The organism is Pseudomonas sp. (genome assembly GCF_002796985.1).
Lineage (GTDB): Bacteria > Pseudomonadota > Gammaproteobacteria > Pseudomonadales > Pseudomonadaceae > Pseudomonas.
Window position 1 is genome coordinate 728395 of record NZ_PEKX01000007.1, and the last position, 23570, is coordinate 751964.

General features: G+C 65.3%; 25 protein-coding genes. 13 read left to right on the forward strand and 12 right to left on the reverse strand.

Annotated features, from left to right (window positions below; all coding sequences use genetic code 11):
* The first annotated feature begins 124 nt into the window (after positions 1-124).
* From CTR55_RS09040 to mazG, 6 genes are all read left to right on the forward strand, one after another.
* Positions 125-835, forward strand: coding sequence for a response regulator transcription factor (locus tag CTR55_RS09040; RefSeq protein WP_296285563.1), 711 nt, complete (start codon positions 125-127; stop codon positions 833-835).
* Position 836: 1 nt separating this feature from the next.
* On the forward strand, positions 837-2183 hold the full coding sequence (locus CTR55_RS09045; protein WP_296285564.1) for a sensor histidine kinase: 1347 nt from the start codon (positions 837-839) through the stop codon (positions 2181-2183).
* Between the two features lie 112 nt (positions 2184-2295).
* Positions 2296-3195 (forward strand): cysteine synthase CysM, encoded by a 900-nt coding sequence (cysM, locus tag CTR55_RS09050; RefSeq protein ID WP_296285565.1) that lies wholly within the window; start codon positions 2296-2298, stop codon positions 3193-3195.
* A gap of 1 nt (position 3196) precedes the next feature.
* Positions 3197-4567, forward strand: coding sequence for a 23S rRNA (uracil(1939)-C(5))-methyltransferase RlmD (gene rlmD, locus CTR55_RS09055; RefSeq protein ID WP_296285566.1), 1371 nt, complete (start codon positions 3197-3199; stop codon positions 4565-4567).
* An 89-nt stretch (positions 4568-4656) separates the two neighbouring features.
* Positions 4657-6915 carry a GTP diphosphokinase gene (gene relA, locus CTR55_RS09060; RefSeq protein WP_296285567.1) on the forward strand — a complete coding sequence of 753 codons (2259 nt, stop codon included), beginning with the start codon at positions 4657-4659 and terminating at the stop codon, positions 6913-6915.
* Positions 6908-7741, forward strand: coding sequence for a nucleoside triphosphate pyrophosphohydrolase (mazG, locus tag CTR55_RS09065; protein ID WP_296285568.1), 834 nt, complete (start codon positions 6908-6910; stop codon positions 7739-7741). The genes relA and mazG overlap by 8 nt, the downstream gene beginning before the upstream one ends.
* A gap of 161 nt (positions 7742-7902) precedes the next feature.
* On the opposite strand, the gene CTR55_RS09070 is transcribed toward mazG, so the two are convergent.
* Positions 7903-8835 carry an aspartyl/asparaginyl beta-hydroxylase domain-containing protein gene (locus CTR55_RS09070; RefSeq protein WP_296285569.1) on the reverse strand — a complete coding sequence of 311 codons (933 nt, stop codon included), beginning with the start codon at positions 8833-8835 and terminating at the stop codon, positions 7903-7905.
* 162 nt (positions 8836-8997) lie between these two features.
* Between CTR55_RS09070 and CTR55_RS09075 the strand changes: the two genes are divergently transcribed.
* Complete coding sequence (locus tag CTR55_RS09075) at positions 8998-9537, forward strand: DUF2058 family protein (protein ID WP_296285570.1); 540 nt, start codon at positions 8998-9000, stop codon at positions 9535-9537.
* Positions 9538-9552: 15 nt separating this feature from the next.
* Here the strand turns inward: CTR55_RS09075 and CTR55_RS09080 are convergent, their stop codons facing one another.
* The 3 genes from CTR55_RS09080 to CTR55_RS09090 are packed head-to-tail and all read right to left on the reverse strand — an operon-like array spanning position 9553 to position 10327.
* Positions 9553-9834 (reverse strand): Rho-binding antiterminator, encoded by a 282-nt coding sequence (locus CTR55_RS09080; protein WP_296285571.1) that lies wholly within the window; start codon positions 9832-9834, stop codon positions 9553-9555.
* Between the two features lie 3 nt (positions 9835-9837).
* Positions 9838-10092 (reverse strand): DUF2024 family protein, encoded by a 255-nt coding sequence (locus CTR55_RS09085; protein WP_296285572.1) that lies wholly within the window; start codon positions 10090-10092, stop codon positions 9838-9840.
* Positions 10093-10102: 10 nt separating this feature from the next.
* Positions 10103-10327, reverse strand: coding sequence for a glutaredoxin domain-containing protein (locus CTR55_RS09090; RefSeq protein WP_296285573.1), 225 nt, complete (start codon positions 10325-10327; stop codon positions 10103-10105).
* A gap of 114 nt (positions 10328-10441) precedes the next feature.
* Here CTR55_RS09090 and CTR55_RS09095 point away from each other — a divergent pair, with 114 nt between their 5' ends.
* Positions 10442-11011 (forward strand): MarR family transcriptional regulator, encoded by a 570-nt coding sequence (locus CTR55_RS09095; protein WP_296285574.1) that lies wholly within the window; start codon positions 10442-10444, stop codon positions 11009-11011.
* A 182-nt stretch (positions 11012-11193) separates the two neighbouring features.
* Here CTR55_RS09095 and CTR55_RS09100 read toward each other — a convergent pair whose 3' ends face one another.
* From CTR55_RS09100 to CTR55_RS09115, 4 genes are all read right to left on the reverse strand, one after another.
* Positions 11194-12483, reverse strand: a complete 1290-nt coding sequence (locus CTR55_RS09100; protein ID WP_296285575.1) for an outer membrane protein transport protein — start codon at positions 12481-12483, stop codon at positions 11194-11196.
* Positions 12484-12668: 185 nt separating this feature from the next.
* Complete coding sequence (locus CTR55_RS09105; protein ID WP_296285576.1) at positions 12669-13148, reverse strand: hypothetical protein; 480 nt, start codon at positions 13146-13148, stop codon at positions 12669-12671.
* A gap of 182 nt (positions 13149-13330) precedes the next feature.
* Positions 13331-13984 carry a tetratricopeptide repeat protein gene (locus tag CTR55_RS09110; RefSeq protein WP_296285577.1) on the reverse strand — a complete coding sequence of 218 codons (654 nt, stop codon included), beginning with the start codon at positions 13982-13984 and terminating at the stop codon, positions 13331-13333.
* Positions 13985-14099: 115 nt separating this feature from the next.
* On the reverse strand, positions 14100-14954 hold the full coding sequence (locus CTR55_RS09115) for a sulfurtransferase (protein WP_296285578.1): 855 nt from the start codon (positions 14952-14954) through the stop codon (positions 14100-14102).
* A gap of 80 nt (positions 14955-15034) precedes the next feature.
* Here CTR55_RS09115 and CTR55_RS09120 point away from each other — a divergent pair, with 80 nt between their 5' ends.
* The gene (locus CTR55_RS09120; RefSeq protein WP_296285579.1) at positions 15035-15829 is read left to right on the forward strand and encodes a lysophospholipid acyltransferase family protein; all 795 of its coding nucleotides are present in this window, start codon (positions 15035-15037) and stop codon (positions 15827-15829) included.
* A gap of 4 nt (positions 15830-15833) precedes the next feature.
* Here the strand turns inward: CTR55_RS09120 and CTR55_RS09125 are convergent, their stop codons facing one another.
* Entirely contained in the window at positions 15834-16895 is a 1062-nt protein-coding gene (locus CTR55_RS09125; protein ID WP_296285580.1) for an SMP-30/gluconolactonase/LRE family protein, read from the reverse strand.
* Between the two features lie 134 nt (positions 16896-17029).
* On the opposite strand from CTR55_RS09125, the gene rnd reads away from it, so the two are divergent.
* The 3 genes from rnd (at position 17030) to CTR55_RS09140 (ending at position 19710) form a co-directional block, all read left to right on the forward strand.
* Positions 17030-18169, forward strand: a complete 1140-nt coding sequence (rnd, locus tag CTR55_RS09130; RefSeq protein WP_296285581.1) for a ribonuclease D — start codon at positions 17030-17032, stop codon at positions 18167-18169.
* Between the two features lie 65 nt (positions 18170-18234).
* On the forward strand, positions 18235-18528 hold the full coding sequence (locus CTR55_RS09135) for a YcgL domain-containing protein (RefSeq protein ID WP_296285582.1): 294 nt from the start codon (positions 18235-18237) through the stop codon (positions 18526-18528).
* Between the two features lie 249 nt (positions 18529-18777).
* Positions 18778-19710, forward strand: coding sequence for a D-2-hydroxyacid dehydrogenase (locus CTR55_RS09140; RefSeq protein ID WP_296285583.1), 933 nt, complete (start codon positions 18778-18780; stop codon positions 19708-19710).
* Between the two features lie 141 nt (positions 19711-19851).
* Here CTR55_RS09140 and CTR55_RS09145 read toward each other — a convergent pair whose 3' ends face one another.
* Positions 19852-20445: a nitroreductase family protein gene (locus CTR55_RS09145; RefSeq protein WP_296285584.1), complete on the reverse strand. Its 594-nt coding sequence runs from the start codon at positions 20443-20445 to the stop codon at positions 19852-19854.
* Between the two features lie 258 nt (positions 20446-20703).
* Here CTR55_RS09145 and CTR55_RS09150 point away from each other — a divergent pair, with 258 nt between their 5' ends.
* Positions 20704-21153, forward strand: coding sequence for a YcgN family cysteine cluster protein (locus CTR55_RS09150; protein ID WP_296285585.1), 450 nt, complete (start codon positions 20704-20706; stop codon positions 21151-21153).
* Between the two features lie 7 nt (positions 21154-21160).
* On the opposite strand, the gene CTR55_RS09155 is transcribed toward CTR55_RS09150, so the two are convergent.
* Together CTR55_RS09155 and CTR55_RS09160 are read right to left on the reverse strand one after the other, a co-directional pair.
* Positions 21161-21502: a CPCC family cysteine-rich protein gene (locus CTR55_RS09155; protein WP_296285586.1), complete on the reverse strand. Its 342-nt coding sequence runs from the start codon at positions 21500-21502 to the stop codon at positions 21161-21163.
* Positions 21502-23562 carry a S9 family peptidase gene (locus CTR55_RS09160; RefSeq protein ID WP_296285587.1) on the reverse strand — a complete coding sequence of 687 codons (2061 nt, stop codon included), beginning with the start codon at positions 23560-23562 and terminating at the stop codon, positions 21502-21504. Before CTR55_RS09160 ends, CTR55_RS09155 begins: the two co-directional genes overlap by 1 nt.
* Positions 23563-23570: the final 8 nt, after the last annotated feature.

A 23570-nucleotide genomic window follows, 5' to 3' on the forward strand; every position in this document is an offset into this window, starting at 1 on the left:
CTTCCTCCGATGCGTTTATCCCCGGCAGTGTAGCGGTTCAGACCTTCGTCGGAAGCCCTTTGCCTTGCCGAGCAGGCAAGGAATCGGGAATACTTCACGCAATTGCTAATCACTCTTATTTGATATGAATGCCATCGCTTCGTCCGGGCTGCGCCTGTTGACCATCGAGGACGACCCGACCCTGGGCGCCCACCTGTCTTCCCACCTGAGCGAGCGCGGCTTCGAGGTCACCTGGTGCCAGGACGGCGATGAGGGCCTGGTGCAGGCGCGCGGCGGCGACTACGACCTGGTGCTGATGGATATCATGCTGCCCGGCATCAGTGGCCTGGACATCCTCCGCACCCTGCGCCGCGAGCGTGCGGTGCCGGTGATCCTGATGTCCGCGCTGGGCGCCGAGCAGGACCGTATCGCCGGTTTCTCCCAGGGCGCCGATGACTACCTGCCCAAGCCTTTCAGCCTCGCCGAGCTGAGCGTGCGCGTGGACGCGGTGCTGCGCCGCGTGGCGCTGGAGCGCGGCAGCCAGTCGCTGGCCGGCGCGCCCACCGGATTGCAGATGGACCCGCAGAAGGACGACGTCGGCCTCGACGGCCAGTGGGCCGGGCTGACCGGCACCGAGTACCGCCTGCTGGAAACTTTCCTTGGCAGCCAGGGCGAGACCCTGAGCAAACCCTTCCTTTATCAGCACGTGCTGCACCGTGCCTTCACCGCCCACGACCGCAGCCTGGACATGCACGTCAGCCACTTGCGCCGCAAGCTGCAGGCCATCAGCTACCTGCGCCACCAACTGCACACCGTGTGGGGCAAGGGCTACGTGTTCGCCGAGGCCGAGGACTGACATGCCCGGTCGTCACTCGCTGTTCTGGAAGCTCGCCGTCGCCCTGGTGGTGCTGTGCCTGTCGGTGATCTGGCTGTCCTGGAACTGGGGCAAGCAGATGGAGCGCGACAGCTACTACCTCTCCGAAACGGCGCGGCAGGTGCTCGCCGGCTATGCCGGCCAGGCCCAGCAAGCCTGGCGTGCAGGTGGCGCGGCGGGCGTCGATGCCTGGCTTGCGCAGATGAAGCAACGCGAGCCGGTCTGGATGGTGGTGGTGGATGGCCGCTTGCAGTCGCTGGGCTCGCAGCCGCTGCCGATGGCGGACGTGGCGCACCTGACCTTCCAGCGCGGGCTGGACTGGCCGGTGAGCTCGCGCTCGGTGACTCTGCCGTATATCGGCATTCCCTTCCCGGACGAGCCGAGCGCTGGCCGGCTCGTCGTGCAACTGCCACAGCGCTATCTGCCCGGCGGCTTGACCTTCCTGCGCCAGTCCATCAGCCATGCGCTGGTGCCAGCGATCCTCGCCCTGCTGCTCTGCTGGCTGATCTACCGCCGCCTGGTGCGCCCGCTCAAGCGCCTGCGCGAACACGCCAACGCCTTGCAGGCGGATAACCTCGGCTCGGTCGCCGGACCGGAACTGATCGCCCGCCGCGACGAGCTTGGCGAACTGGGCCGCGCGCTGGACCACATGGCCGAGCGCCTGCGCGGCCATGTCGGCTTGCAGCGCCAGCTGTTGCGCGATCTGTCTCACGAGCTGCGTACGCCGCTCAGTCGCTTGCGCGTTGCCGGCGAGAGCCCAATCAGCGAAGCCGCGCTGCGCCTGCGGGTGGAACGCGAAGTGGAAGTGATGCAGCGTCTGGTTGGCGACACGCTGGAGCTGGCCTGGCTGGACACCGAACGCCCGCGCCTTGAGCTGGAAGCGATCGACCTGCGCTCGCTGTGGGACCTGCTGGTGGACGATGCGCGCTTCGAGGCGGGCTGGGGCGCCGAGCGCTTCCTTTATCAAGTGTCAGCGGACTGTCGCGTGCGTGGCCATCTCAATGGCCTGGCGCAAGCGTTGGAAAACCTGCTGCGCAATGCCATCCGCCACTCCCCGGAGGATGGCCGCATCCGCTTGAGCGGCCGGCACGAGTCCGGCGGCTGGCACCTTTGGCTGGAGGACGATGGCCCGGGCGTGCCGGAAACTGATCTGGAACGCATCTTCCTGCCCTTCACCCGGCTCTCCGACGCCCGCACCGGCGAAGGCTTCGGCCTGGGCCTGAGCATCGCCCGCAGCTCGCTGCGTATGCAGGGTGGCGAGCTGTGGGCAGACTGCGCCGAGGCGGGCCTGCGCGTGCACCTGCGCCTGCCGGACGCGGCGGCGGCCTGAGACGGCTCGCGGCCGTCGAACACGGCTTGTTAGGAAGTTTCGTATGGCGGGGCGTCGTTTGCCGGTATCATAGCGAGTCATCCCCTTTCGCGATTCGGAGCCGAGTGCCCCCATGACCGTGCAGTACCCGACTATCGCCGATTGCGTCGGCAATACCCCGCTGGTGCGCCTGCAGCGCCTGGCCGGGGAGACTTCCAACACCCTGCTGGTGAAGCTCGAGGGGAACAATCCCGCGGGTTCGGTGAAGGATCGCCCGGCGCTGTCGATGATCACCCGTGCCGAACTGCGCGGCGACATCAAGCCCGGCGACACGCTGATCGAAGCTACTTCCGGCAACACCGGCATCGCCCTGGCGATGGCGGCGGCGATCAAGGGCTACCGCATGATCCTGATCATGCCCGACAACTCCACTGCCGAGCGCAAGGCCGCGATGACCGCCTACGGCGCCGAGTTGATCCTGGTGACCAGGGAGCAGGGCATGGAAGGCGCCCGCGACCTTGCCGACCAGATGGCACGCGAAGGTCAGGGCAAGGTGCTCGACCAGTTCGCCAACGGCGACAACCCGATCGCCCACTACCATTCCACCGGCCCGGAAATCTGGCAGCAGACCGGCGGTCAGATCACCCATTTCGTCAGCTCCATGGGCACCACCGGCACCATCATGGGCGTGTCGCGCTACCTCAAGGAGCAGAATCCCAACGTGCAGATCGTCGGCCTGCAGCCGATGGAAGGCTCGTCCATCCCCGGCATCCGCCGCTGGCCGCAGGAATACCTGCCGAAGATCTTCGATGCCACCCGCGTCGATCGCGTCGTCGATATGCAGCAGCATGAGGCCGAGGACGTGATGCGCCGCCTGGCCCGCGAAGAGGGCATCTTCTGCGGCGTGTCCTCCGGCGGTGCGGTGGCGGCGATGTTGCGCCTGTCGCGCGAACTGGAAAACGCGACCCTGGTGGCGATCATCTGCGACCGTGGCGACCGTTACCTGTCCTCGGGCGTGTTCGACTCCAACTGACATGGCCAAGCAGAGATCCGGCCTGCGCTTCCAGCCCAGCGGCGGAGCGCGCAGCCCTGCGGTACCGGTGGGCAAGAAACAGCGCCTGAACATCGAGCGCCTGGCCCACGACGGCCGCGGTATCGCCCACATCGACGGGCGCACCTGGTTCGTCGACAACGCCCTGCCGGGCGAGTCGGTGGAAGCCCGCGTGCTTTCCGCTCGCGCGCAGATCGTCGACGCCCGCAGCGAACGCATCTTCACTGCTGCCGCCAACCGCCGCACCGAGCCGTGCCCGGTGGCTGGCACCTGTGGCGGCTGCAGCCTGCAGCACCTGTCCCATGCCGATCAGTTGGCGCTCAAACAGCGCACCCTCGCCGAGCAGCTTGAGCGTTTCTCCGGCCTGACGCCGGAAGAGTGGGCCGCGCCGTTGGTCGGGCCAGAGTTCGGCTACCGCCGCCGCGCCCGCCTCGCCGTGCGCTGGGACGTGAAGGCCAAGCGCCTGGAAGTCGGCTTCCGCGCCGCCGCCAGCCAGGCCATCGTGGCCTTCGACGACTGCCTGGTACTGGTGCCGGAATTGCAATTTCTCGCTCGCGAGTTGCCGGAGTTGCTGCGAGGCTTCGCCAAGCCGCAGTCCCTCGGCCACGTCGAGCTGTTCCACGGTACGTCCAGCGCGTTGCTGTTGCGGCATATCGAACCTTTGTCCGATAGCGACCGCGCGCGACTGCTGGAATTCTGTTCGGCACGGGATGTGCAACTGTGGTTGCAAGGTGACGGCGAACCGACGCTTTGCCCCGACGATGCAGCAAACACTGTGAAGCGCGGGCTTGGCTTCCGGCTCGAAGCCTGGAATCTGACGCTGGCCTACCGCCCCGGCGACTTCGTTCAAGTGAACGCGCCGATAAACGAGGCGATGGTCGCCCAGGCGCTGGACTGGCTGAAGCCGGGCAGCGACGAGCGCGTGCTGGACCTGTTCTGCGGCCTGGGCAACTTCGCCCTGCCGCTGGCGCGCCAGGTGCGCGAGGTGGTCGGCGTGGAAGGTGTGCAGACCATGGTCGAGCGCGCCGCCGCCAATGCCCGGGCCAACGGGCTGGCCAATACCCGGTTCCATCAGGCTGACCTGACGAAACCGCTTGCCGAAGCCCCCTGGGCGGCGGAGGATTTCACCGCCGTGCTGCTCGACCCTCCGCGTGACGGAGCCTTCGAGCCGGCGCGGCAGATGCGTTCACTGGGCGCGGAGCGGGTACTCTATGTGTCCTGCAACCCGGCGACCCTGGCGCGCGATGCTGGCGAACTGGCCCGACAGGGCTATCGCCTGAAGCGTGCCGGCATCCTCGACATGTTCCCGCAGACGGCCCATGTCGAGGCCATGGCTTTGTTCGAGGCAGGCTAGGAAGGCCTGCGCAATCCGACCGGCTCAAGCAAGAAAGGCCGGCGCAGTGAGCGGTGTGTTGTGGCGCACCGTGGGGAAGGGTAGACACGATGGTACAGGTGAGAGCGCACCAGCCGGTCAACACCGACGGCAGTATCAATCTCGAGGCCTGGCTGGACCATGTCCAGACCCTGGTCCCGGGACTGGATCGCAAGGTCCTGCTGGAAGCTTGTGAATTCGCCCGCGAGGTGGAGCACAAGGCGGTCAGCACGACGGACAACTCCTGGGCGGACGGCACCTCCAGCTTCCAGACGGGACTGGAGATCGCCGAAATCCTGGCGGACCTCAAGCTGGACCAGGAATCGCTGGTCGCCGCGGTGATCTACCGTGGCGTGCGCGAAGGCAAGGTCAAGCTGGAGGACGTGGCGCAGCGCTTCGGCCCGGTGGTCGCGAAGCTGATCGAGGGTGTGCTGCGCATGGCGGCGATCAGTGCCAGCCTGATCCCGCGGCAGTCGCTGGTGCTCGGCACCCAGGCGCAGGTCGAGAACCTGCGCAAGATGCTGGTGGCCATGGTCGACGACGTGCGCGTCGCGCTGATCAAGCTCGCCGAGCGCACCTGCGCCATTCGCGCGGTGAAGAACGCCGACGAAGAAAAGCGCATGCGCGTCGCCCGCGAAGTCTTCGACATCTACGCTCCGCTGGCCCACCGCCTGGGCATCGGCCACATCAAATGGGAGCTGGAAGACCTGTCCTTCCGCTACCTCGAGCCCGACCAGTACAAGCAGATTGCCAAGCTGCTGCACGAGCGCCGGCTGGACCGCGAGCAGTACATCGCCACCGTCATGGGGCAGCTCAAGGACGCCCTGGCCGCCACCGGCATCAAGGCTGACCTCTCCGGCCGCGCCAAGCACATCTATTCCATCTGGCGGAAGATGAAGCGCAAGGGCCTGGACTTCAGCCAGATCTACGACGTGCGCGCCGTGCGCGTGCTGGTGCCGGAAATGCGCGACTGCTACACCGCGCTGGGCATCGTGCACACCCTCTGGCGGCACATCCCCAAGGAATTCGACGACTACATCGCCAACCCCAAGGAAAACGGCTACCGCTCGCTGCACACCGCGGTGATCGGCCCCGAGGGCAAGGTGCTGGAAGTGCAGATCCGCACCCACGCCATGCACGAGGAAGCCGAGCTGGGCGTCTGTGCGCACTGGCGCTACAAGGGCACCGACGTCAAAGCCAGCTCCAACCACTACGAAGAGAAGATTTCCTGGCTGCGCCAGGTGCTCGAGTGGCACGAGGAACTGGGCGACATCGGTGGCCTGGCCGAGCAACTGCGGGTGGATATCGAGCCCGACCGGGTCTACGTCTTCACCCCCGACGGCCACGCCATCGACCTGCCCAAGGGCTCCACTCCGCTGGACTTCGCCTACCGGGTACACACCGAGGTCGGCCACAACTGCCGTGGCGCCAAGATCAACGGCCGCATCGTGCCGCTGAACTACAGCCTGCAGACCGGCGAGCAGGTGGAAATCATCACCGGCAAGCAGGGCGCGCCGAGCCGTGACTGGCTCAACCAGAACCTGGGTTATGTCACTACCTCGCGGGCGCGGGCGAAAATCGTCCACTGGTTCAAGCTGCAGGCGCGCGACCAGAACGTCGCGGCCGGCAAGTCCATGCTCGAGCGCGAACTCGGTCGCCTGGCACTGCCGCCGGTGGACTTCGAGAAGCTCGCCGAGAAGGCCAACTACAAGACGGGTGAAGACCTGTTCGCCGCTCTGGGTGCTGGCGACTTGCGCCTGGCCCACGTGGTCAACTACGCGCAGCAGTTGGTCGAGCCCGAGCGCGGCACCGAACAGCTCGAACTCATCCCGCGCAAGCCGAGCAAGATCGGCCACGGCAAGCGTGGCGACATCCAGATCCAGGGCGTCGGCAACCTGCTCACGCAGATGGCCGGCTGCTGCCAGCCGCTGCCGGGCGACCCGATCGTCGGCTACATCACCCTCGGTCGCGGCGTCACCATCCACCGCCAGGACTGCGCCACGGCGCTGCAGCTGGCCGGGCGTGAGCCAGAGCGGATTATCCAGGTCAGCTGGGGCCCGGTGCCGGTCAGCACCTATCCGGTGGATATCATCATCCGGGCCTACGACCGTTCCGGCCTGTTGCGCGATGTCTCGCAGATGCTGCTCAACGAACGCATCAACGTGCTGGCGGTGAACACCCGCTCGGACAAGGAAGACAACACCGCAATCATGCGCCTGACCATCGAGATCCCCGGCCTCGACTCGCTGGGTCGCCTGCTGGGACGCATCTCGCAGCTGCCCAACATCATCGAGGCGCGGCGTGACCGCGCGAGTGCCAAGGATGCATAAGCTCGACGACCTGCTGTACCTCATGGCCCGGCTGCGCGACCCGCAGCACGGGTGCCCCTGGGACCTCAAGCAGAGCTACGCAACCATAGTCCCCTACACCCTCGAAGAGGCGTACGAGGTGGCCGACGCCATCGAGCGCGGTGACTTCGATCATCTGCGCGAGGAGTTGGGAGACCTGCTCTTCCAGGTGGTGTATTACGCGCAGTTGGCTCGGGAGGAGGGGCGTTTCGAGTTCGATGCGGTGGTCGATGGGATCACCACTAAGCTGATCCGCCGCCACCCGCATGTGTTCCCCGACGGGGACCTGTACGGCGAGTCGGACCCAGCGAAGCTGGCGGAAGCCGCGGTCAAGCAGCGTTGGGAGGAACTGAAAGCCGAGGAGCGCGCCGCCAAGGCTGCCGAGCCGGTGCAGTTGTCCCTGCTGGACGACGTACCCAATGCGCTGCCGGCGTTGAGCCGTGCCAACAAACTGCAGAAGCGTGCTTCCCAGGTCGGCTTCGACTGGGCCGATGCCTTGCCGGTGGTGGACAAGGTTCGCGAGGAGCTGGACGAGGTGCTCGAAGCCATGGCCGGCGGTGACGCCGAGGCCCAGGCGGAAGAGGTGGGTGACCTGCTGTTCGTGGTGGTCAACCTGGCGCGCAAGCTCAAGGTCGACCCGGAGACTGCCCTGCGCGCGGCTAACGCCAAGTTTGAACGGCGCTTCCGCTACATCGAGACGGCCCTGCGTGACCAGGGGCGCACGCTGGAAGACAGCAACCTGGAAGAGATGGACGAGCTGTGGGGCGCTGCCAAGCGCGACGAGAAGAACCCGCTCAGTTGTGGATAAGTTGTTCTCCCAACCATGAAAAAGCCCGGATGATTCCGGGCTTTTTCATGGTTTTTCGTAGGAGCGAGCTTGCTCGCGAACCGCTGAATGCCGGCGCTGCCGGGAAATCTGTTCGCGAGCAATAACTAGGCGTCCTCCTCGCTCCTACAGGTGGCTGCTAGTCAGCCAAACAACCAGCGCAGGACCAGCACCAGCAACACCACCGCGAGCACCGGCCGGGCGATGCGATAGGCCGTGGGATAGGCGCGCTTGAAGACCTTCACCTTACTGCCCACGGCGTCGCCGAAGCGGATCAGCACCGAATAGGCCTGGTTGATCCCGCCGACGCGCTCGCCCTCGACGTTCTGCGGCGCCGTGGCGCGGCCGAGGAAGGCGCTGACGCTTCGGTTGATGCGGGTCAGCAGCGGTGACTTGAGCGGGCGCTCTACGTCGCAGAAGAGGATCAGGCGCGATTCGTCCGTCTCGTTCTTCACCCAGTGGACGAAGGTTTCGTCGAACATCACGTCCTGGCCGTCCCGCCAGGCATAAGGCTGGCCGTCGACGAAGATGCGGCACTCCTCGGAGTTTGGCGTTGCCAGGCCGAGGTGGTAACGCAGAGAGCCGCCGTAGGGGTCGCGGTGCTTGTTCAGGTGGCTGCGCGGGGGCAGGCGGGTGAACATCGCGCCCTTGACGTTGGGAATGCTGCTCACCAGCTCCACGGTCTTGGGGCACAGTCGCTGTGCGGAGGGCAGGGCGCCGTCGTACCAGGTCAGGTAGAAACGGGTCCAGCCCTTCTTGAAGAAGGAGCCGAAGCCGGCCTCGTTGTTGTTCAGCGCGTCGCGGATGTAGCCCTCGTCGAACAGCTTCTCGGCTTCCTCGCGGATCATCTGCCAGTTATCGCGCAGCTTGTCGAGTTCGGGGAAGCGCTCGCGGTCCAGGTAGGGCTTGGACGGCACGCTGGAGTTCAGGTACATCAGCGAGTTGTACGGGGCAAACCAGGCCGAGTGGTTCACCACCTGGCGCAGGAAGGGCAGCCGCACCTTGCCGCGCAGGTGTACGTAGAGGATGGCGACGAGGAAGATGGCCAGTATCGCGAGAACGATGAGCTTCAGCATGGCGGTAACGAGTCCGCTCCAGATGAGTGAAATCGAGCCAGGCACTTGCGCTGCGCTGGCACAGGCCCGAGGATTATACCCCTTGAGGGCAGTCCCGCCGCAGCTATGCGTTAGTCTGGGATTTGTCTGGCATCACTATGGGCTGTTGGAGAGCCTTACTTCATGAGCATGTCATTACGTGACCAGTTGCTGAAAGCCGGGCTGGTCAACGAGAAGCAGGCCAAGCAGGCCGGCAAGCAGAAGCAGAAACAGCAACGCCTGGAGCACAAGAACCAGGTGGTCAAGGATGACAGCCAGCGTCAGGCGGCATTGCAGGCTCAGGCCGAAAAGCTGGCCCGTGATACCGAACTTAATCGTCAGCAGCAGGAAAAGGCTGACAAGAAGGCCAAGACTGCGCAGATCAAGCAACTGATCGAGGGCACGCGCCTGCCGAAGATGGAGTCGGACGACTACTTCAATTTCGTCGACAACAAGAAGGTCAAGCGCATCGCGGTGAATGACCTGATCCGCGACAAGCTCAGTCGTGGCAGCCTGGCCATCGTCAGCTACGACGGCCGCTACGAGATCGTTCCGCGTGACGCCGCGCTGCGTATCCAGGAGCGCGACGAGCGCCGTGTCATCCTGCTCAGCGAGCCCAGCGGCGAGCCGGACGACGACGATCCGTACAAGGATTACGTGGTGCCCGACGACCTCATGTGGTGAGGTCGTTACGGCCGCTCAGCCAGCCGGGTTGAGCTCCACTCTCCCGAACAATGCCTGCGCCGATAGCGGCGTGACGGCATGCAGACGGTCCAGCCGGAACTCCCGGCTGGCATCGTCCACTCGTACTTCCAGGTACTCCTCCAGCATTCCGTCCGTGTTTCGCCGCGTGTGCGTGGTGAAAGCCTGGGCGTCGAACGCCAGGCAGTCACGCAACTCGATCCGCAGCCAGTAGCGGTGGAGGCAGGCGATCTCCAGGTAGTCATGCAGATCGCAGTGCAGTGGCTGGTAGGCGTCCATGCCTCAGCAGCCCTCCATTTCGATGATGTAGTAACCCGGGTTCTGCAAGGCTGTTTCCACCGCTGGCGTGGAAAACTCGCTGTGGCAGAACTGGCAACGGCTCGCCTGCACGTCGTCGGCCTGGATACCGCGCGATGCCAGCCAGTGCGCCGCGAATTCCTCGGCGCGGCTGGCATCGTCCGGTTGGACCAGAACATCGAAGTGCAAATAGCGGCCATCGCGGGTGCGCACGTGAGTGTCGTAGACGTGGACCTGCATGGCGCGCTCCTTACTTCAGGTCGACAAGGGCGGCGCCGAAGTTCAGGTGTAGCACCTGCCCATCGACCACCAGCGCCGGCACCGATTTCACGCCAGCCGCTTCGGCTTCGGCGACACGTGGCGACTGCTCGCCCAGGTGCACCACTTCCACTTCCCGGTTCAGCAGCGGCAGCAGCGTGCGCTCGGCTTCGACGCAGACGGGGCAGCCGGCATGGTAATAAATGGCTTTGCTCATGACGCTTCTCCTGATCAGTTAGGTATCGATTCGATACCAGTTCAGTCTGCGATTGAAATTGACCTTCTGTCAAACTGGTTTTTGATCGATACTATCTATCGAGAGGATTAGCCCATGACCGATACGACCCTGTACGACTATCTCGAACGCATCGCCAGCCTGATGCGCGTCTGGGCGCGCGAGCAGCCCTTGATGGCCGACCTGCAGCCGATCCAGCTGAGCGCGCTGAACTACCTGGCGCGCTGCAACCGCTATTCGAATACGCCATTGGGGGTGACGGATTTCCTCGGATTGACCAAGGGCACGGTGTCGCAGTCGCTCAAGGCGCTGGAGGCCAAGGGGCTGATCGAGAAGCGTCCGGATGCGCAGGACCGCCGCAGCGTGCACCTGGAGCTGACACAAGAAGGCCGGGACCTGATCGATGCGCTGGTGCCGCCGGCTTTCCTGCGGCGCGCCGAGGCAACGCTGGGGCAGCGCAGTGAGTTGCTGGTCGAGCTGCTGCGCGAGCTGTTGGCGACCGTGCAGCGCCAGGAAAATGTGCCGGGCTTCGGCCTGTGCCGTACCTGCCGGTTCCACCAGCGGCTGGACGATGGCGCGTTGTGCGGGTTGACGGGGGAGCGGCTGGAGGTCGCCGAGGCTGACCTCATCTGCCGCGAGCACGCCGAGCCGGATCAGGCGGCCTGAGCCTCCGCGGCGGCGGCCCTGCTCTTCGTAGGAGCGAGATTGCTCGCGAACGAAGTATCCGGCGAGTTCGACTCAAGGCGGTTCGCGAGCAAGCTCGCTCCTACAAAAAAACGCTGTCGTGTCGGGCGAGAAGGCATGAAAAAGCCGGGCATCTGCCCGGCTTTTTCGTCACGCAGAAACGATCAGAAGCGATAGGTCATCTGCGCGGTCAGGCCGTGGGCGCTGTTGTCGTACTTGGCGCTGTAGCCCGGCTGCAGTTGCATGCCCGCCAGTTCCTGACCGTCCGGCTGGTTCACACCGGCAGTGGATTCCCACAGGTAGGCGTAAGCGAAGTCGAAGGTCATGTCGGCGTTGGGCGAGTAGCCGGCGCCCAGGGTGAAGATCTTGCGATCGCCCACCGGGATGCGCACGGTGCGGTGCTCGTTGGTGGTCGGCGACGGGTCGTAGGCGAAGCCGGTACGCAGCACCCACTGGTCGTTGTACTGGTAGGAAGTACCGATGGCGGCCGACCAGGTGTCGTGCCAGCTCAGGTCTTCGCCGATGGTGTTGAACTGCGGCAGCGGAGCGCCAGTGTTCTGCACCTCGATGGACTCCAGACGGCTCCAGCGTGTCCAGGTGGTGCCACCGTAGACGGTCCAGCGGTCATCCAGCTTCTGGGTGATGGACAGGTCCAGGGACTCGGGCAGGGTGATGTCCAGGTTGGCGTCCATGCGCGAGTCGAACAGGCCGGCCGGCGAGTTGGACACGGTGGTGTGGCCCTTGAGCTCGTACTTCACCTTGGAGTGGTAGGTGGCGCCGATGGAGGTGCTCTCGGTCGGGGTGATCAACAGGCCGACGTTGTAACCGGTAGCGGTGTCGTCGCCCTTGATGCTGATCTTGGTGTCATCGCCGTTGCCACCCAGGGCGCCGTTCAGCGCGCCGGTGTTCAGGTAGTTCTCCAGCTTGCCGTCGATGCGGTTGATGGTCGGACCGAAGCCGACAGCCACCACGTCGTTGAACTTGTAGCTGATGGTCGGCTGGACGGTGATCACCTGGACCTTGCTGTAGGAACCATGGGAACGGCCCTGGAAGCTACTTTCGTAGTCGTTGATGATGCCGTACGGCACGTAGATGCCCAGGCCGACGCTGACCTTGTCGTCCAGCGGAGTGGCGAAGTAGCCGAACGGCACGGCGGCCAGCGGTACGGAATCGCCTTTGTTGCTGCCCGAGGCGGTGCTGTGCGCGTCGCTGATGTCGTCCTTCGCGGAAACAACGGCCAGACCGCCGCTGACTTCAGTTCGCTTGAGCTTGGAAATGCCGGCAGGGTTGCCGTAGATGGTGCTGGCGTCCAATGCCGAGGAAGCGCGGCCCGCGTAGGCGGTACCGGCGCCGCTGGCGCTCTGCTCGTTGATGGCGATGCCGTTGGCAAGCACCTGAGCGGAGGCAGCGCTAATGGTCAGTGCGAGGGTGGTCTTAAGCCATGTTGTTTTCATTGTAAGAGCAACTCCTGTGTTTATCGGCGCGCAAGCTACCAAGATTCCCGGGTCTTGGGTAGTGCTGGGCAGGCGCTCTACCTTGGGCTTCAGGGCTCAAACAAGCGTTCCATCTGGAGGGCGCCCGTTCGTCGCGGTAAGTAAATAATTTCTGACCGATCGGTCACGGTTTGCGTGGTTGAGTGCTAGGCGACCCGACTGAAATTTCCGACATAGCTGTGCCAGGCGTCGACGAAGTCGTGGAGGCGTCCGTGAGGGTGGAAGACCTGACGCCAGACACGGGCCAGCTCCATGGGGTCGTCCACCAGTGGCAGGGGCAGGTGCTCCGCCTCCACCAGCATCCAGGCGATGGCGGTGCTGTAGCGCAGGTTGACCGTGAGTTCGAGGTGGGGCGCATCGAGGAACGCATGCTGGCTGGCCAGCCCGCGGACGCGGCTGGCCAGCTCGGGGTCCAGCGCCAGGAATCCGTCCCAGAGCGTCTGGTGCCGCAGTTCACCAATGCGGTACAGCCCATGGCCATGGCTGTCATCGAGGGCGCTCCCCAGCGCCGACTGACAGGCCGCTGCCCCCAGCAGCAGCGATTCGGCCGCGACACTGTGACGCCCCAGATATTGCAGGGTAGGGCGAATCACATACTGGCAAAGATCGTTCGCGGCGATTCCCATGACATCCTCGTCATCGATGACCGGCGGGGCTGGGCGTCTTGGCAGCTTCTGATGATTATCCTCGGCCCCGCCGGAAGCGGACTTAGCCGCTCGATTTGAAGTGTAGTGCGATGAAGATGATGTAAAGGACTGTTTTTAAATTGTTTCGTCGGCGCTGCTTTTCTGCATATTCCTTCTGGCGATTAGATACTTGGCGGTAACTCCGGCATCGTCGCGAGCTTTTCCTCCGCCTCTTCGTGGCCCTGGTCAGCCGCTTTCTGGTACCAGGCACGCGCCTGCGCCGGGTTCTTCGCCACGCCGCGGCCCTTGGAGTAGCTCTCCGCCACTTCGAACTCGGCGTCCACATCGCCTTGCTTGGCCGACTGCATATATAGGGCAAAGGCCTTCTTGTAGCTGCGGGTCACGCCAGTACCGTTTTCGTACATGATCGCCAGGTTGAACTGGGCGTCCTTGTCGCCCTGGTCGACGGCCTTCTGATACCAGAACACCGCCTTGGCGGGGTCCTGCTCGACGCCATCGCCATTGTCGTAGGCGTTGCCGAGGTTGTACTGGGCGCAAGCGTGGCCCTGCTGCGCGGCCTTCTCATACCAGTAGGCGGCTTTCTCATAGTCCTGGTCGTACTCGTCACTGCCGGAGTCGTATTCCAGCCCCAGCGTGTATTGCGCGCTGGCGTGGCCGGCCTTGGCCGCCTTCACCAGATCTTCGCCGTAGAGGTCCGACCATTGGTCTTGGATCTCGCAGGGAGTGGCCTCCAGGGCGGTGGCGTAAGCCGGGACGGCGCTGCACAGGCCTAGCAGCAAACTGGCGAGCAAGGTTTGGCGAATGCGCGAGGGCATGGGATCACTCCTTTGAAATTCGGGCATGAGTCTGACGGATGCCCCTGCACCTATCCATAGGAACGGAAGGCGCCGGTGCGAAGCCCCTTCCGTTTTTTCTGCCAGAGCGGGTGGATCAGTCGCCCTTGGCCACCGGGCGCCGGGAGTCGGTGATCCATTCGCTCCAGGAGCCTGCATACAGGCGCCCCAACGGGTAGCCGGCGAGGCTCAGGGCGAACAGGTTGTGGCAGGCGGTGACGCCGGAGCCGCAGTAGGCCACCAGGTGCTCGGCGGGGCGCCCGCGCAGCAGGCCGGCGAAACGCTGGTGCAGGTGTTCCGGTCGAAGGAAACGGCCGTCGCTGCCGAGGTTGTCGGTGAAGGCGGCGCATTGTGCGCCAGGGATGTGCCCGGCGACCGGATCGATAGGTTCGATGTCGCCGCGGAAGCGCGGCAGGCCGCGTGCGTCGATCAGCGGCAGCTCGGCGTCGCCCAGTTTCGCGGCCAGTTCGCTGGCGCTGATCAGCAGGCTGTTGTCCGGCTCGCCCTTGAAGTCTCCGGGGCGCAGTGGCGATTCAGCCGTGGTCAGGCGCAGGCTGGCACCGCGCCAGGCGGTCAGGCCGCCATCGAGCAGGTAGACACCCTCGCTCTTGCCCAGCCACAGCAGCTGCCACCAGGCGCGGGCGGCGAAGGCGCCGGGGCCATCGTCATACAGCACCACTTCGCTGTCGGCGTTCAGGCCCCAGGCGCGCAGTTTCTCTTGCAGAAGCTGTGGGTCGGGGAGCGGGTGGCGGCCGGTGACGCCCGGCATCACCGGGGAGGACAGGTCGCGATTGAGGTCGGCGAAGTGCGCGCCGGGGATGTGGTTCTCCTGGTAGCTGCGCGCGCCGTAGGCCGGGTCTTCGAGGGCGAAGCGGCAGTCGAGCAGAACGAGATTCGGGTCATCGAGGCGGGCGGCCAGTTGCTCGGGCGTGAGCAGGCGGGCTTGGGTCATGGGCGCGTTCCTGTGTCGTGACGGGGCCGAAACGCATCATAAGGCTTGTACGATGAAAAGTTGGTGGGGAGTTGGCGAACATGCACAACCAGCAATCGGCGCCGCGCAAGGCCGGCCCGCTGCGCGTTGCCCTGGTGGGCGTGGCGACCGTTCTGATCACCCTGGGCTACAGCGTCCGGGTCCTGGCCCTCGGTGCCATGGGCCGGTTGCGTCGCAGCAAGGTCGACGGCTTTACCCGCGACTGGTCCGGCAGCCTGCTGCGCCTGACCGGTGCGCGCCTGAGCCGCCACGGCGAGGTGCCGGACTTCGGCGATGGCCGTCGCTACATGATCCTCTGCACCCATTCCAGCTTCTACGACATCCCGGCGATCTTCGTGACGCTGCCCGGGTCGATCCGCATGCTGGCCAAGCGCGAGCTGTTTGCCGTACCGGTATGGGGCGCAGCGATGCGCGCGGCGGAGTTCCCGTCCATCGATCGGCACAACCGTCACCAGGCCATGGCCGACCTGGCCAGGGCGCGGGAAATGATGGAGAGCGGCATCGTGCTCTGGGCCGCGCCCGAGGGCACGCGCTCCAAGGACGGCCAGTTGCAGCCTTTCAAGAAGGGCTGTTTCCGCCTGGCCCAGCAGACCGACGCGATCATCGTGCCGGTGGCGATTCGCGGTATCCAGCAACTGCTGCCAGCCGGTGGCCTGAAGCTGAACCTCGGCATGCCGGTGGAAGTGCATGTCGGCGCGCCAATCGACTCCACGGCTTTCACCGACCATGGGGTGGAGGCACTGATGGCCGAAGTGCGCGAGCGCATGCTGGAGCTGTTGGAGCCGGTCGCGGCGCCCGCTCCGGCGCCTGCCCGTGAGGAGCAGACGCCGGCTTGAGGCGTCAGTGCAGGACCAGCCGTCCGATGCGATCGTTCTCCAGGCTGCCCAGGTAGAGCACGCCGTTCACCGGCTTCGCCGAGGTCACCATGCGCAGGTGCTGGCCGCTGGTGTCGTGCAGGCTGCGCACGATCTCGCCTTTCTCGTTCACCTGGATCACCAGGCCGTAGGGCACCGGCTTGGGCAGGACGGCGCGCGGCAACTTGGTGAGCTGGCGTTTCAGCCAGGGCATCTGCTGGATCACATCGGCATCGGCCTTGCGCGGTGAAGGCAGGGCGACCCAGAAGGTGCCGCTGCGGTCGCTGGCGAGGTTGTCCGGCAGGCCCGGCAGGTTGTCGATGAAGACCTCATGCTGCCCGGCTTTTTCGCCCCTGAGCCAGTATCGGGTGATTCGATAGCGGTAGGTCTCGTTGACCAGCACGAAATCCTCGTTCTGCGACAACGCCACGCCATTGGCGAAGTACAGGTCCTTGAGCAGCGTCTGGGTCTTGCCGGTCGCCGGGTCGTAGCGCAGCAGGCGCCCATGGGGACGGGCTTCGAGCAGGTCGAGGAGGTAGTCGGGCTGGTGGAAGCGGCTGGAGGCGTCGCTGAAATAGATGCGCCCGTCGCTGGCGATGTCCAGATCGTCGGTGAAGGCAAAGGGAACGCCGTCGGCAGAGTCGGTCAGCACGCGGATTCTGCCTTGCGGGTCGACCTCCAGCAGGCCTTTCCAGGCGTCGGCGACGATGAGGTTGCCACTCTTGTCGAACGCCAGGCCCAGCGGGCGGCCGCCGGTTTCGACGAAGGTCTCGGCCTTGCCGTCGCTGCCCATGCGCACGATGCGCCCGTCATCCAGCCCGGCGAACAGCCGGCCGTGGCTGTCCACGGCGGTGTCTTCAGGGCCGACGATCTGGCCCTGGGCGAGGAGTTCGGCTTTCATCAACGTATCGTTGGGTTCCATCACCCCGGTCATCGGCGGCGCCTTGGGCGGCGTCCAGGCCAGCGGGTCAATGGGGCTGGGCGTGAGCGCCAGGTAGACCGCCAGGGCGGCGACCAGCAGGACGACCAGTCCGAGAAGCTTTTTCATGCGCAAGCTGCCTTCTTGTAGTTGTGGGCGGAGCAAAGCGTAGAGATTGCAGGCCAATCGTCACAGACCAATGGCCGAGTGGAATGCTCGCACATCATGCATCTCTATATACTGCGCGCACCGAAACGAAGGAGATGTTCGTGACCGTCCTCGACATACAGTGGATTCGCGACGATGCCACCCTGGAGCGCAAGTGCCAGGACTGGAAAGAACTGCCGTACCTCGCACTCGATACCGAGTTCATGCGTGTCGATACCTTCTACCCGGCCGCCGGGCTGGTGCAGGTGGGCGACGGCACCGGTGTGTGGCTGATCGACCCGCTGCTGATCCGTGACTGGTCGCCGTTCTCCGCGATCCTGGAGTCGCCGGTGGTGGTCAAGGTATTCCATGCCTGCGGTGAGGACCTGGAAGTCTTCCAGCGCCTGACCGGCAGCCTGCCGCAGCCGCTGTTCGACACCCAGTTGGCTGCTGCCTACCTGGGCATGCCGCATTCCATGGGCTATTCCAGGCTGGTGCTGGAAATCCTCGGCCTCGACCTGCCCAAGGACGAAACCCGCTCCGACTGGCTGCAACGCCCGCTGACCGATATGCAGGTGCGCTACGCCGCCGAAGATGTGCAGCACCTGGCCGAGGTCTACGTGAAGTTGGCGCCGCGCCTGAGCGATGAAAAGCTGCAGTGGCTGCTGGCCGATGGCACCGACCTGACCCGCAACCAGAGTCGCGTCAGCGATCCGCAGGAGGCCTACCTCGACGTCAAGCTGGCGTGGAAGCTGGGTCGCCAGCAACTGGCCGTGCTGCGTGAGCTGTGCGTCTGGCGCGAGGAGCAGGCGCGGGTGCGCAACAAGCCGCGCAACCATGTGCTGCGCGAGCACACCCTGTGGCCGCTGGCGCGCTTCCAACCCAGCGACAAGGTCGCGCTGGCTCGTATCGACGATATGCACCCGCGGACCGTGCGCCAGGACGGCGATGCCCTGATCGCACTGATGGCCCATGCCGCGAAGCTGCCCGAAGCCGTCTGGCCGCAAACCCTGCCCGAACCGCTGCCGCGCGAGATCACCCCGGTGCTGAAGAAACTGCGCGAAGTCGGCCAGAAGGAGGCCGAACGCCTGGACATGGCGCCGGAGCTGATGCTGCGCAAGAAGATTCTCGAAGCCCTGCTCAAGACCGGCTGGCCCAACGGACCCTACCAACTGCCCGATTCGCTGCAAGGCTGGCGCCGCGAGCTGATGGGGCAGGCCCTGCTGGACAGCCTGGCTGCCCAGACCCCCGAATAACGCGACCCACTCCATAACGCGGCCCGCTCCAAATGCGGCCCGCTCCAAATGCGAAAAATACCGACATGAAACGCATCTGCTCCATCTACAAGAGTCCGCGCAAGAACGAGATGTACCTGTACGTCGACAAGCGCGAGGCCCTCAGCCGTGTGCCCGAGGCGCTGATCGTCGCGTTCGGCGCACCGCAGCACGCCTTCGATCTGGTCCTGAGCCCCGAGCGCCAGCTGGCCCGCGAAGACATCAACGTCGTGCTGGACAACATCGAGAAACAAGGCTTCCACCTGCAGATGCCGCCGGCGGAAGAGGAATACATCCAGCACCTCCCCGAGGAATTGCTGCGCCGCAACGATCCAGTCTGACCGCGAATCTGGCAGCGCCCCTCTCAAGCCGCGTATTTGCCCAGTGCTGGCACTGTGCAAGTGCGCGGCTTGAGCGCATGATGCGCTCAGAAATAGGGTTCAACGGAGCGGAACGCTTGGTCTCTGGCTGTGTCTATAGCCGCCTGACTTCCCTAGAACTGACGACGATTTCCCCAGGGAAGCTCCCTTGAAGCGAGTCCAGATGCGCCAGCCGGAAATGCTCCACCGTTCGAAGCGAAAGGCCTGACCATGCGCCTGCTCGTACTCGATCGCGAACACGCCCTCTACGCCGCCCTGCTGATGGCGGCTGAACCTCAATTGACGGTCATCTCCGGCAATAACCCCGATTCCCTGCTGGACGCGGCGGCGCAATGCCCGGTCTGGCTCGGTGAGCCGACCCTGGCTGCGCAACTGCTGCGCAAGGGCGTGCACCCGGTGTGGATCCAGTCCAGCTGGGCGGGCATCACCCCGTTGCTGGGCGACGACCTACCCAAGGACTACGCCCTGACCCGCGCCGTCGGTATCTTCGGCCAGGTCATGACCGAGTACCTGCTCACCTACATGCTCGCCCACGAACGCCAGTTCCTCGGCCGCCTGGCCAGCCAGGTCGGCGTGCAGTGGGACGACCGTGCGCCGGGCAGCCTGAGTGGCCGGCAGGTCCTGATCGTCGGCACCGGGGAGATCGGCCAGGCCGTGGCGCACATGCTGGCGCCCTTCGGCGTGGAGCTGGTTGGCGTGGCGAAGAACCCGCGTGCGCTGGTGCCCTTCGGCCGCATGGGTGGGCTGGATGACCTGCCGCGTCTGGCCGGGACCGCCGACTACGTGATCAACCTGCTGCCCGACACGCCGGAAACCGCGGATATCTACAACTTCCCGCTGTTCCAGCGGATGAAACCCACCGCGCTGTTCCTCAATGCCGGGCGTGGTACCTCGGTGGTGGACGAGGACCTGGTCGCGGCGCTGGAGGGCAACCAGTTGGCCGGTGCGGTGATCGACGTTTGCCGCCAGGAGCCGTTGCCGCCGTCGCACCCGTTCTGGCACACGCCCCGCCTATTGCTGACCGGCCATAGCGCCGCGCCGACGCTGCCCAGCCTGTTGATCGACCTGTTCCGCGACAACCTCACGCGCTTCTGGGCGGGGCAGGCGATGCGCGGCGAGGTGGATTTCTCGCGCGGTTACTGACCGCTGCGAGCACAAAAAAAGGCCCCCATAGGGGCCTTTTTCTTTTGGCTTTTCTGTAGGAGCGAGCTTGCTCGCGAACTACTCAACTCCGTGCCGTGCAGGTTCGCGAGCAAGCTCGCTCCTACAGGGAACCGTGTTCAGTCAGAGCGAGAAATCACCCTCGGCCACGATCTCCGCCAGCGGGCGGCGGGCGTTGGGCACTTCGCGGGCTTGCAGGCTTTCGGAGAGGATCGCCTTGTCGCCCAGCTTGCCGATGGCAATCACCGCGTGGATCTCGTGGTCCGCCGGCACCTTCAGCTCGGTGCGTGCCAGTTCGCGGTCGAAGCCAGCCATGCCGTGGGTGTGCCAGCCCGCCAGGCTCGCCTGCAGGGCGAGGAAACCCCAGGCGGAACCGGTGTCGAAGCTGTGCCACAGGGCTGGCTTCTCTTCGCTGGAGCCGGGCGGGGCGAAAGTGGTTTTGGACAGCACCACCACCAGCGCCGAGGCGTGCTGCGCCCAGCCGCGGTTGAATTCGCCCAGCAGGTTCAGATAACGCTGCCAGTTCGGTGTGTCGCGCCGGGCGAAGAGGAAGCGCCAGGGCTGCGAGTTGAAGGAGGACGGCGCCCAGCGCGCGGCCTCGATGAAGCTCAGCAGGGTGGCTTGGGGAATGTCTTCGCCGTTGAAGGCGCGCGGCGACCAGCGATTGATGAACTGCGGGTCGATGGGGTGCTCGGAAACGCGAGGGTTGGCGCTCATGGTGGCTCCTGTAAGGGCTGGAATCTGCCGATGGTGCCGTGGTCGGCCGGGCATCGCGGTGGGAACGGGCGGCGCGGCTGCTTGAAGCGGCTGGCGGGTCGCGCAGCAAAGCGGCGGCGGACCGGGCCCGTGGGTCGCTCAAGCTAACCAGCGCGGCCCGCTCTGGCAAGGGCTGCGCGGTCAATGGTCGCCTGCGCTTGGCCTGCGCGCGCGACGGGCTTAGACTTTGCGCCCCGTGAAATAGCCCCTGATTAAAAAATGGCCGCCAAAGTCGAACCCTTCTGGAAACGCAAGACCCTCGACCAGCTCGATCAGCAAGAGTGGGAGTCGCTGTGCGATGGCTGCGGCCTGTGCTGCCTGCAGAAGCTCGAAGACGAGGATGACGGCGCCGTCTACTACACGCGAATCGCCTGCAAGCTGTTGGACATGAAGACCTGCCGCTGCACCGACTACGCCAACCGCCGCGCCAGCGTGCCTGATTGCATCCAGCTCACTCCGGCACAGGCCGACGAGTTCCAGTGGCTGCCGCCAACCTGCGGCTACCGCCTGGTGGCCGAAGGCAAGGACCTGCCGCTGTGGCACCACCTGGTCTGTGGCGACCCGGACGCGGTGCACCACGAGCGCATCTCGCAATCGGGGCGCATGCTCAGTGAGAACTCGGTGGCCGAAGACGACTGGGAAGAGCACCTGATCTTCCGCGCCGGCTGAGCCGCACTCAGCCCGGCGTGCGCAGCCAGTAGCAGGCTTCTTCGCCGGTCAGCGGCGCTGCGCCATCGGGCAGTTCCACACGTTTTTCCCACAGCGGGAACCAGCGCTCGTCCTTTTCGTCATCGATGGTCGCCGGGCGCACCTGGCCGCGCAGGCGCCGTTCGCAGGCGCCCCATTGCACGAAGTTGACCTGTGCCTCGATCAGGCTGACCGCGTTGGCGCCGCCGCGTGCATCGGGGAAGCAGAGCTGCAGTTGGTCGTCCTCCCAGAAGCAGATCTCGCAGATTTCGTACGACCCCGGAGGGTCGCCGAAACTGAAGTAACCGCAGCAGGGGCAGGTGTAGAGCATCAGGCGTTGCCTTCGATGCCCAGCACCTTGAACAGGAAGGCGTATTCCAGCGCCACGTCCTTCAGGCCCTGGTAGCGGCCGCTCATGCCGCCGTGACCAGCGCCCAGGTCGGTCTTGAGCAGCAGCAGGCGCTCGTCGGTCTTGCTCACCCGCAGCTTGGCCACCCACTTGGCGGCTTCCCAGTACTGCACGCGGCTGTCGTTGTAGCCGGCCACCACCAGCAGCGCGGGGTAGTCCTGGGCGCTGACGTTCTCGTACGGCGCATAGGCGCGGATGCGCTCGTAGACCTCTGGCTCCTGCGGGTTGCCCCATTCGTCGTACTCGGTGACGGTGAGCGGCAGGTCGGGGTTGAGCATGCTGTTGAGCACATCGACGAAGGGCACTTCGGCGATGGCGGCGGCAAACAACGGTGGGCGCTGGTTGAGCACCGCGCCAATCAGCAGGCCGCCGGCGCTGCCGCCGCTGATGGCCAGTTGCGCCGCGGTGCTGTAGCCCTGGCCCAGCAGGTGTTCGGCACAGGCGATGAAGTCGCTGAAGGTGTTCTGTTTGTGTTCCAGCTTGCCGGCGCGATACCAGGCTTCGCCCAGTTCGCCGCCGCCACGCACATGGGCGATGGCGAAGACGAAGCCGCGTTCCAGCAGGCTCAGGCGCGCGTGGGAGAACCACGGGTCGAGGCTCTCGCCGTAGGCGCCGTAGCCGTAGAGGTAGAGCGGAGCCGGTTCGCCACGGGCGATGTTCTCCAGCACCTCGCGGCGGCCGACCAGGCTGATCGGCACCTGCACGCCGTCGGCGGCGGTGGCCCAGAGGCGGCGGCTTTCGTAGGCGTCGGCGTCGAACGGGCCTTCTACCGGGGTTTCCTTCAGCACTTTCTGTTCACCGCTGGAAAGCTCCAGCTGGCGAATCTGCGCCGGGCGATTGAGCGCCTCGTAGCGCAGGCGGATCACCGCGCTGTCGAACTCCAGGCTGTCCTGCACATAAAGGTTGTAGGCGGCGTCGGGCAGGTCGACGCGGTGCGCCGGTTGGCCGTGCGGGTGGACCTCGACGATTGGCAGGCCGCCTTCGCGCAGGCTCAGGGTCAGGGCGCTGGCGCTCAGGGTCAGGCCTTCGAGCATCACGTCGTCGCGGTGCGCCACCAACTCCTGCCAGTGGGCGCGGGTCGGCTGCGCTTCGCTGGCGTGGTAGAGGGCGAAGTTGATGCCAGTCTGGTTACTGCGGATCAGCCAGGCCCAGGAGCTCTCAAGACGGCCGTGGTCCGGGTAGTATTCGTGGCCTTCCTCGCGCGGCGCCAGGCAGACAAACTCACCCTCGGGTGTGTTGGCATCCAGCACCCAGGCTTCGCTGGTGGTCTTGCTGTTCAGCAGCAGTACCAACTGGCGCTCGGAGCTGGCGCGGTAGCAGTTGAGGAAGAAACGCCCGTCGGGCTCCTCGAAGATCAGTTGCGCGCCGCTGTCGCCCAGGCGGTGGCGATAGAGCTTGTGCGGGCGGTGGGTGTCGTCCAGCTCGCCGAAGAACAGGGTGCGGTTGTCGTTGGCCCAGGTCAGGCTGCCGTCACAATCGTCGAAGGGCAGGGTGGTGACGCTACCGTCAGCCAGTTCCTTCACGTAGAGGGTGTAGATCTCGTCGCCGCTGGTATCCAGGCTGTAGGCCAGCTTCGAATGGTCGGGGCTGATGCTGAAGGCGCCAATCGACAGGAAACCATCGTCGGCCAGGACGTTCGGGTCCAGCAGCAACTGCTCGGCGCTCTCGTCGACGCTCAACGAACCGTCGGCCGGACGCGGGCTGCGGTAGTGGCGCGGATACTCGTCACCGGCAGTGGTGCGCTGGTAGTAGAGCCACGGGCCCCAGGGCGTGGGCAACGATAGGTCGGTCTCGCGGATGCGGCCCTTGATCTCCTGGAACAGGGTTTCGCGCAGCTTCATCTGAGGAAGAAGCTGATCTTCCAGGTAGGCATTTTCTGCTTTCAGGTAGTCGAGAACGTCTTCGGCGTCGCGGTTTTCCAGCCAGGCATAGGGATCGGCGGCGGCCTCGCGGCGGGCGATGGGGGGCTGACGGTCGGTCATGGCGACTC

What these genes read in the sequence shown, in the direction of transcription:
- CTR55_RS09040 (WP_296285563.1), top strand. Translation starts at nt 125, where the DNA reads ATGAATGCCATCGCTTCGTCCGGGCTGCGCCTGTTGACCATCGAGGAC.
- CTR55_RS09045 (WP_296285564.1), top strand. Translation starts at nt 837, where the DNA reads ATGCCCGGTCGTCACTCGCTGTTCTGGAAGCTCGCCGTCGCCCTGGTG.
- cysM (WP_296285565.1), top strand. Translation starts at nt 2,296, where the DNA reads ATGACCGTGCAGTACCCGACTATCGCCGATTGCGTCGGCAATACCCCG.
- rlmD (WP_296285566.1), top strand. Translation starts at nt 3,197, where the DNA reads ATGGCCAAGCAGAGATCCGGCCTGCGCTTCCAGCCCAGCGGCGGAGCG.
- relA (WP_296285567.1), top strand. Translation starts at nt 4,657, where the DNA reads ATGGTACAGGTGAGAGCGCACCAGCCGGTCAACACCGACGGCAGTATC.
- mazG (WP_296285568.1), top strand. Translation starts at nt 6,908, where the DNA reads ATGCATAAGCTCGACGACCTGCTGTACCTCATGGCCCGGCTGCGCGAC.
- CTR55_RS09070 (WP_296285569.1), bottom strand. Translation starts at nt 8,835, where the DNA reads ATGCTGAAGCTCATCGTTCTCGCGATACTGGCCATCTTCCTCGTCGCC.
- CTR55_RS09075 (WP_296285570.1), top strand. Translation starts at nt 8,998, where the DNA reads ATGAGCATGTCATTACGTGACCAGTTGCTGAAAGCCGGGCTGGTCAAC.
- CTR55_RS09080 (WP_296285571.1), bottom strand. Translation starts at nt 9,834, where the DNA reads ATGGACGCCTACCAGCCACTGCACTGCGATCTGCATGACTACCTGGAG.
- CTR55_RS09085 (WP_296285572.1), bottom strand. Translation starts at nt 10,092, where the DNA reads ATGCAGGTCCACGTCTACGACACTCACGTGCGCACCCGCGATGGCCGC.
- CTR55_RS09090 (WP_296285573.1), bottom strand. Translation starts at nt 10,327, where the DNA reads ATGAGCAAAGCCATTTATTACCATGCCGGCTGCCCCGTCTGCGTCGAA.
- CTR55_RS09095 (WP_296285574.1), top strand. Translation starts at nt 10,442, where the DNA reads ATGACCGATACGACCCTGTACGACTATCTCGAACGCATCGCCAGCCTG.
- CTR55_RS09100 (WP_296285575.1), bottom strand. Translation starts at nt 12,483, where the DNA reads ATGAAAACAACATGGCTTAAGACCACCCTCGCACTGACCATTAGCGCT.
- CTR55_RS09105 (WP_296285576.1), bottom strand. Translation starts at nt 13,148, where the DNA reads ATGGGAATCGCCGCGAACGATCTTTGCCAGTATGTGATTCGCCCTACC.
- CTR55_RS09110 (WP_296285577.1), bottom strand. Translation starts at nt 13,984, where the DNA reads ATGCCCTCGCGCATTCGCCAAACCTTGCTCGCCAGTTTGCTGCTAGGC.
- CTR55_RS09115 (WP_296285578.1), bottom strand. Translation starts at nt 14,954, where the DNA reads ATGACCCAAGCCCGCCTGCTCACGCCCGAGCAACTGGCCGCCCGCCTC.
- CTR55_RS09120 (WP_296285579.1), top strand. Translation starts at nt 15,035, where the DNA reads ATGCACAACCAGCAATCGGCGCCGCGCAAGGCCGGCCCGCTGCGCGTT.
- CTR55_RS09125 (WP_296285580.1), bottom strand. Translation starts at nt 16,895, where the DNA reads ATGAAAAAGCTTCTCGGACTGGTCGTCCTGCTGGTCGCCGCCCTGGCG.
- rnd (WP_296285581.1), top strand. Translation starts at nt 17,030, where the DNA reads ATGTTCGTGACCGTCCTCGACATACAGTGGATTCGCGACGATGCCACC.
- CTR55_RS09135 (WP_296285582.1), top strand. Translation starts at nt 18,235, where the DNA reads ATGAAACGCATCTGCTCCATCTACAAGAGTCCGCGCAAGAACGAGATG.
- CTR55_RS09140 (WP_296285583.1), top strand. Translation starts at nt 18,778, where the DNA reads ATGCGCCTGCTCGTACTCGATCGCGAACACGCCCTCTACGCCGCCCTG.
- CTR55_RS09145 (WP_296285584.1), bottom strand. Translation starts at nt 20,445, where the DNA reads ATGAGCGCCAACCCTCGCGTTTCCGAGCACCCCATCGACCCGCAGTTC.
- CTR55_RS09150 (WP_296285585.1), top strand. Translation starts at nt 20,704, where the DNA reads ATGGCCGCCAAAGTCGAACCCTTCTGGAAACGCAAGACCCTCGACCAG.
- CTR55_RS09155 (WP_296285586.1), bottom strand. Translation starts at nt 21,502, where the DNA reads ATGCTCTACACCTGCCCCTGCTGCGGTTACTTCAGTTTCGGCGACCCT.
- CTR55_RS09160 (WP_296285587.1), bottom strand. Translation starts at nt 23,562, where the DNA reads ATGACCGACCGTCAGCCCCCCATCGCCCGCCGCGAGGCCGCCGCCGAT.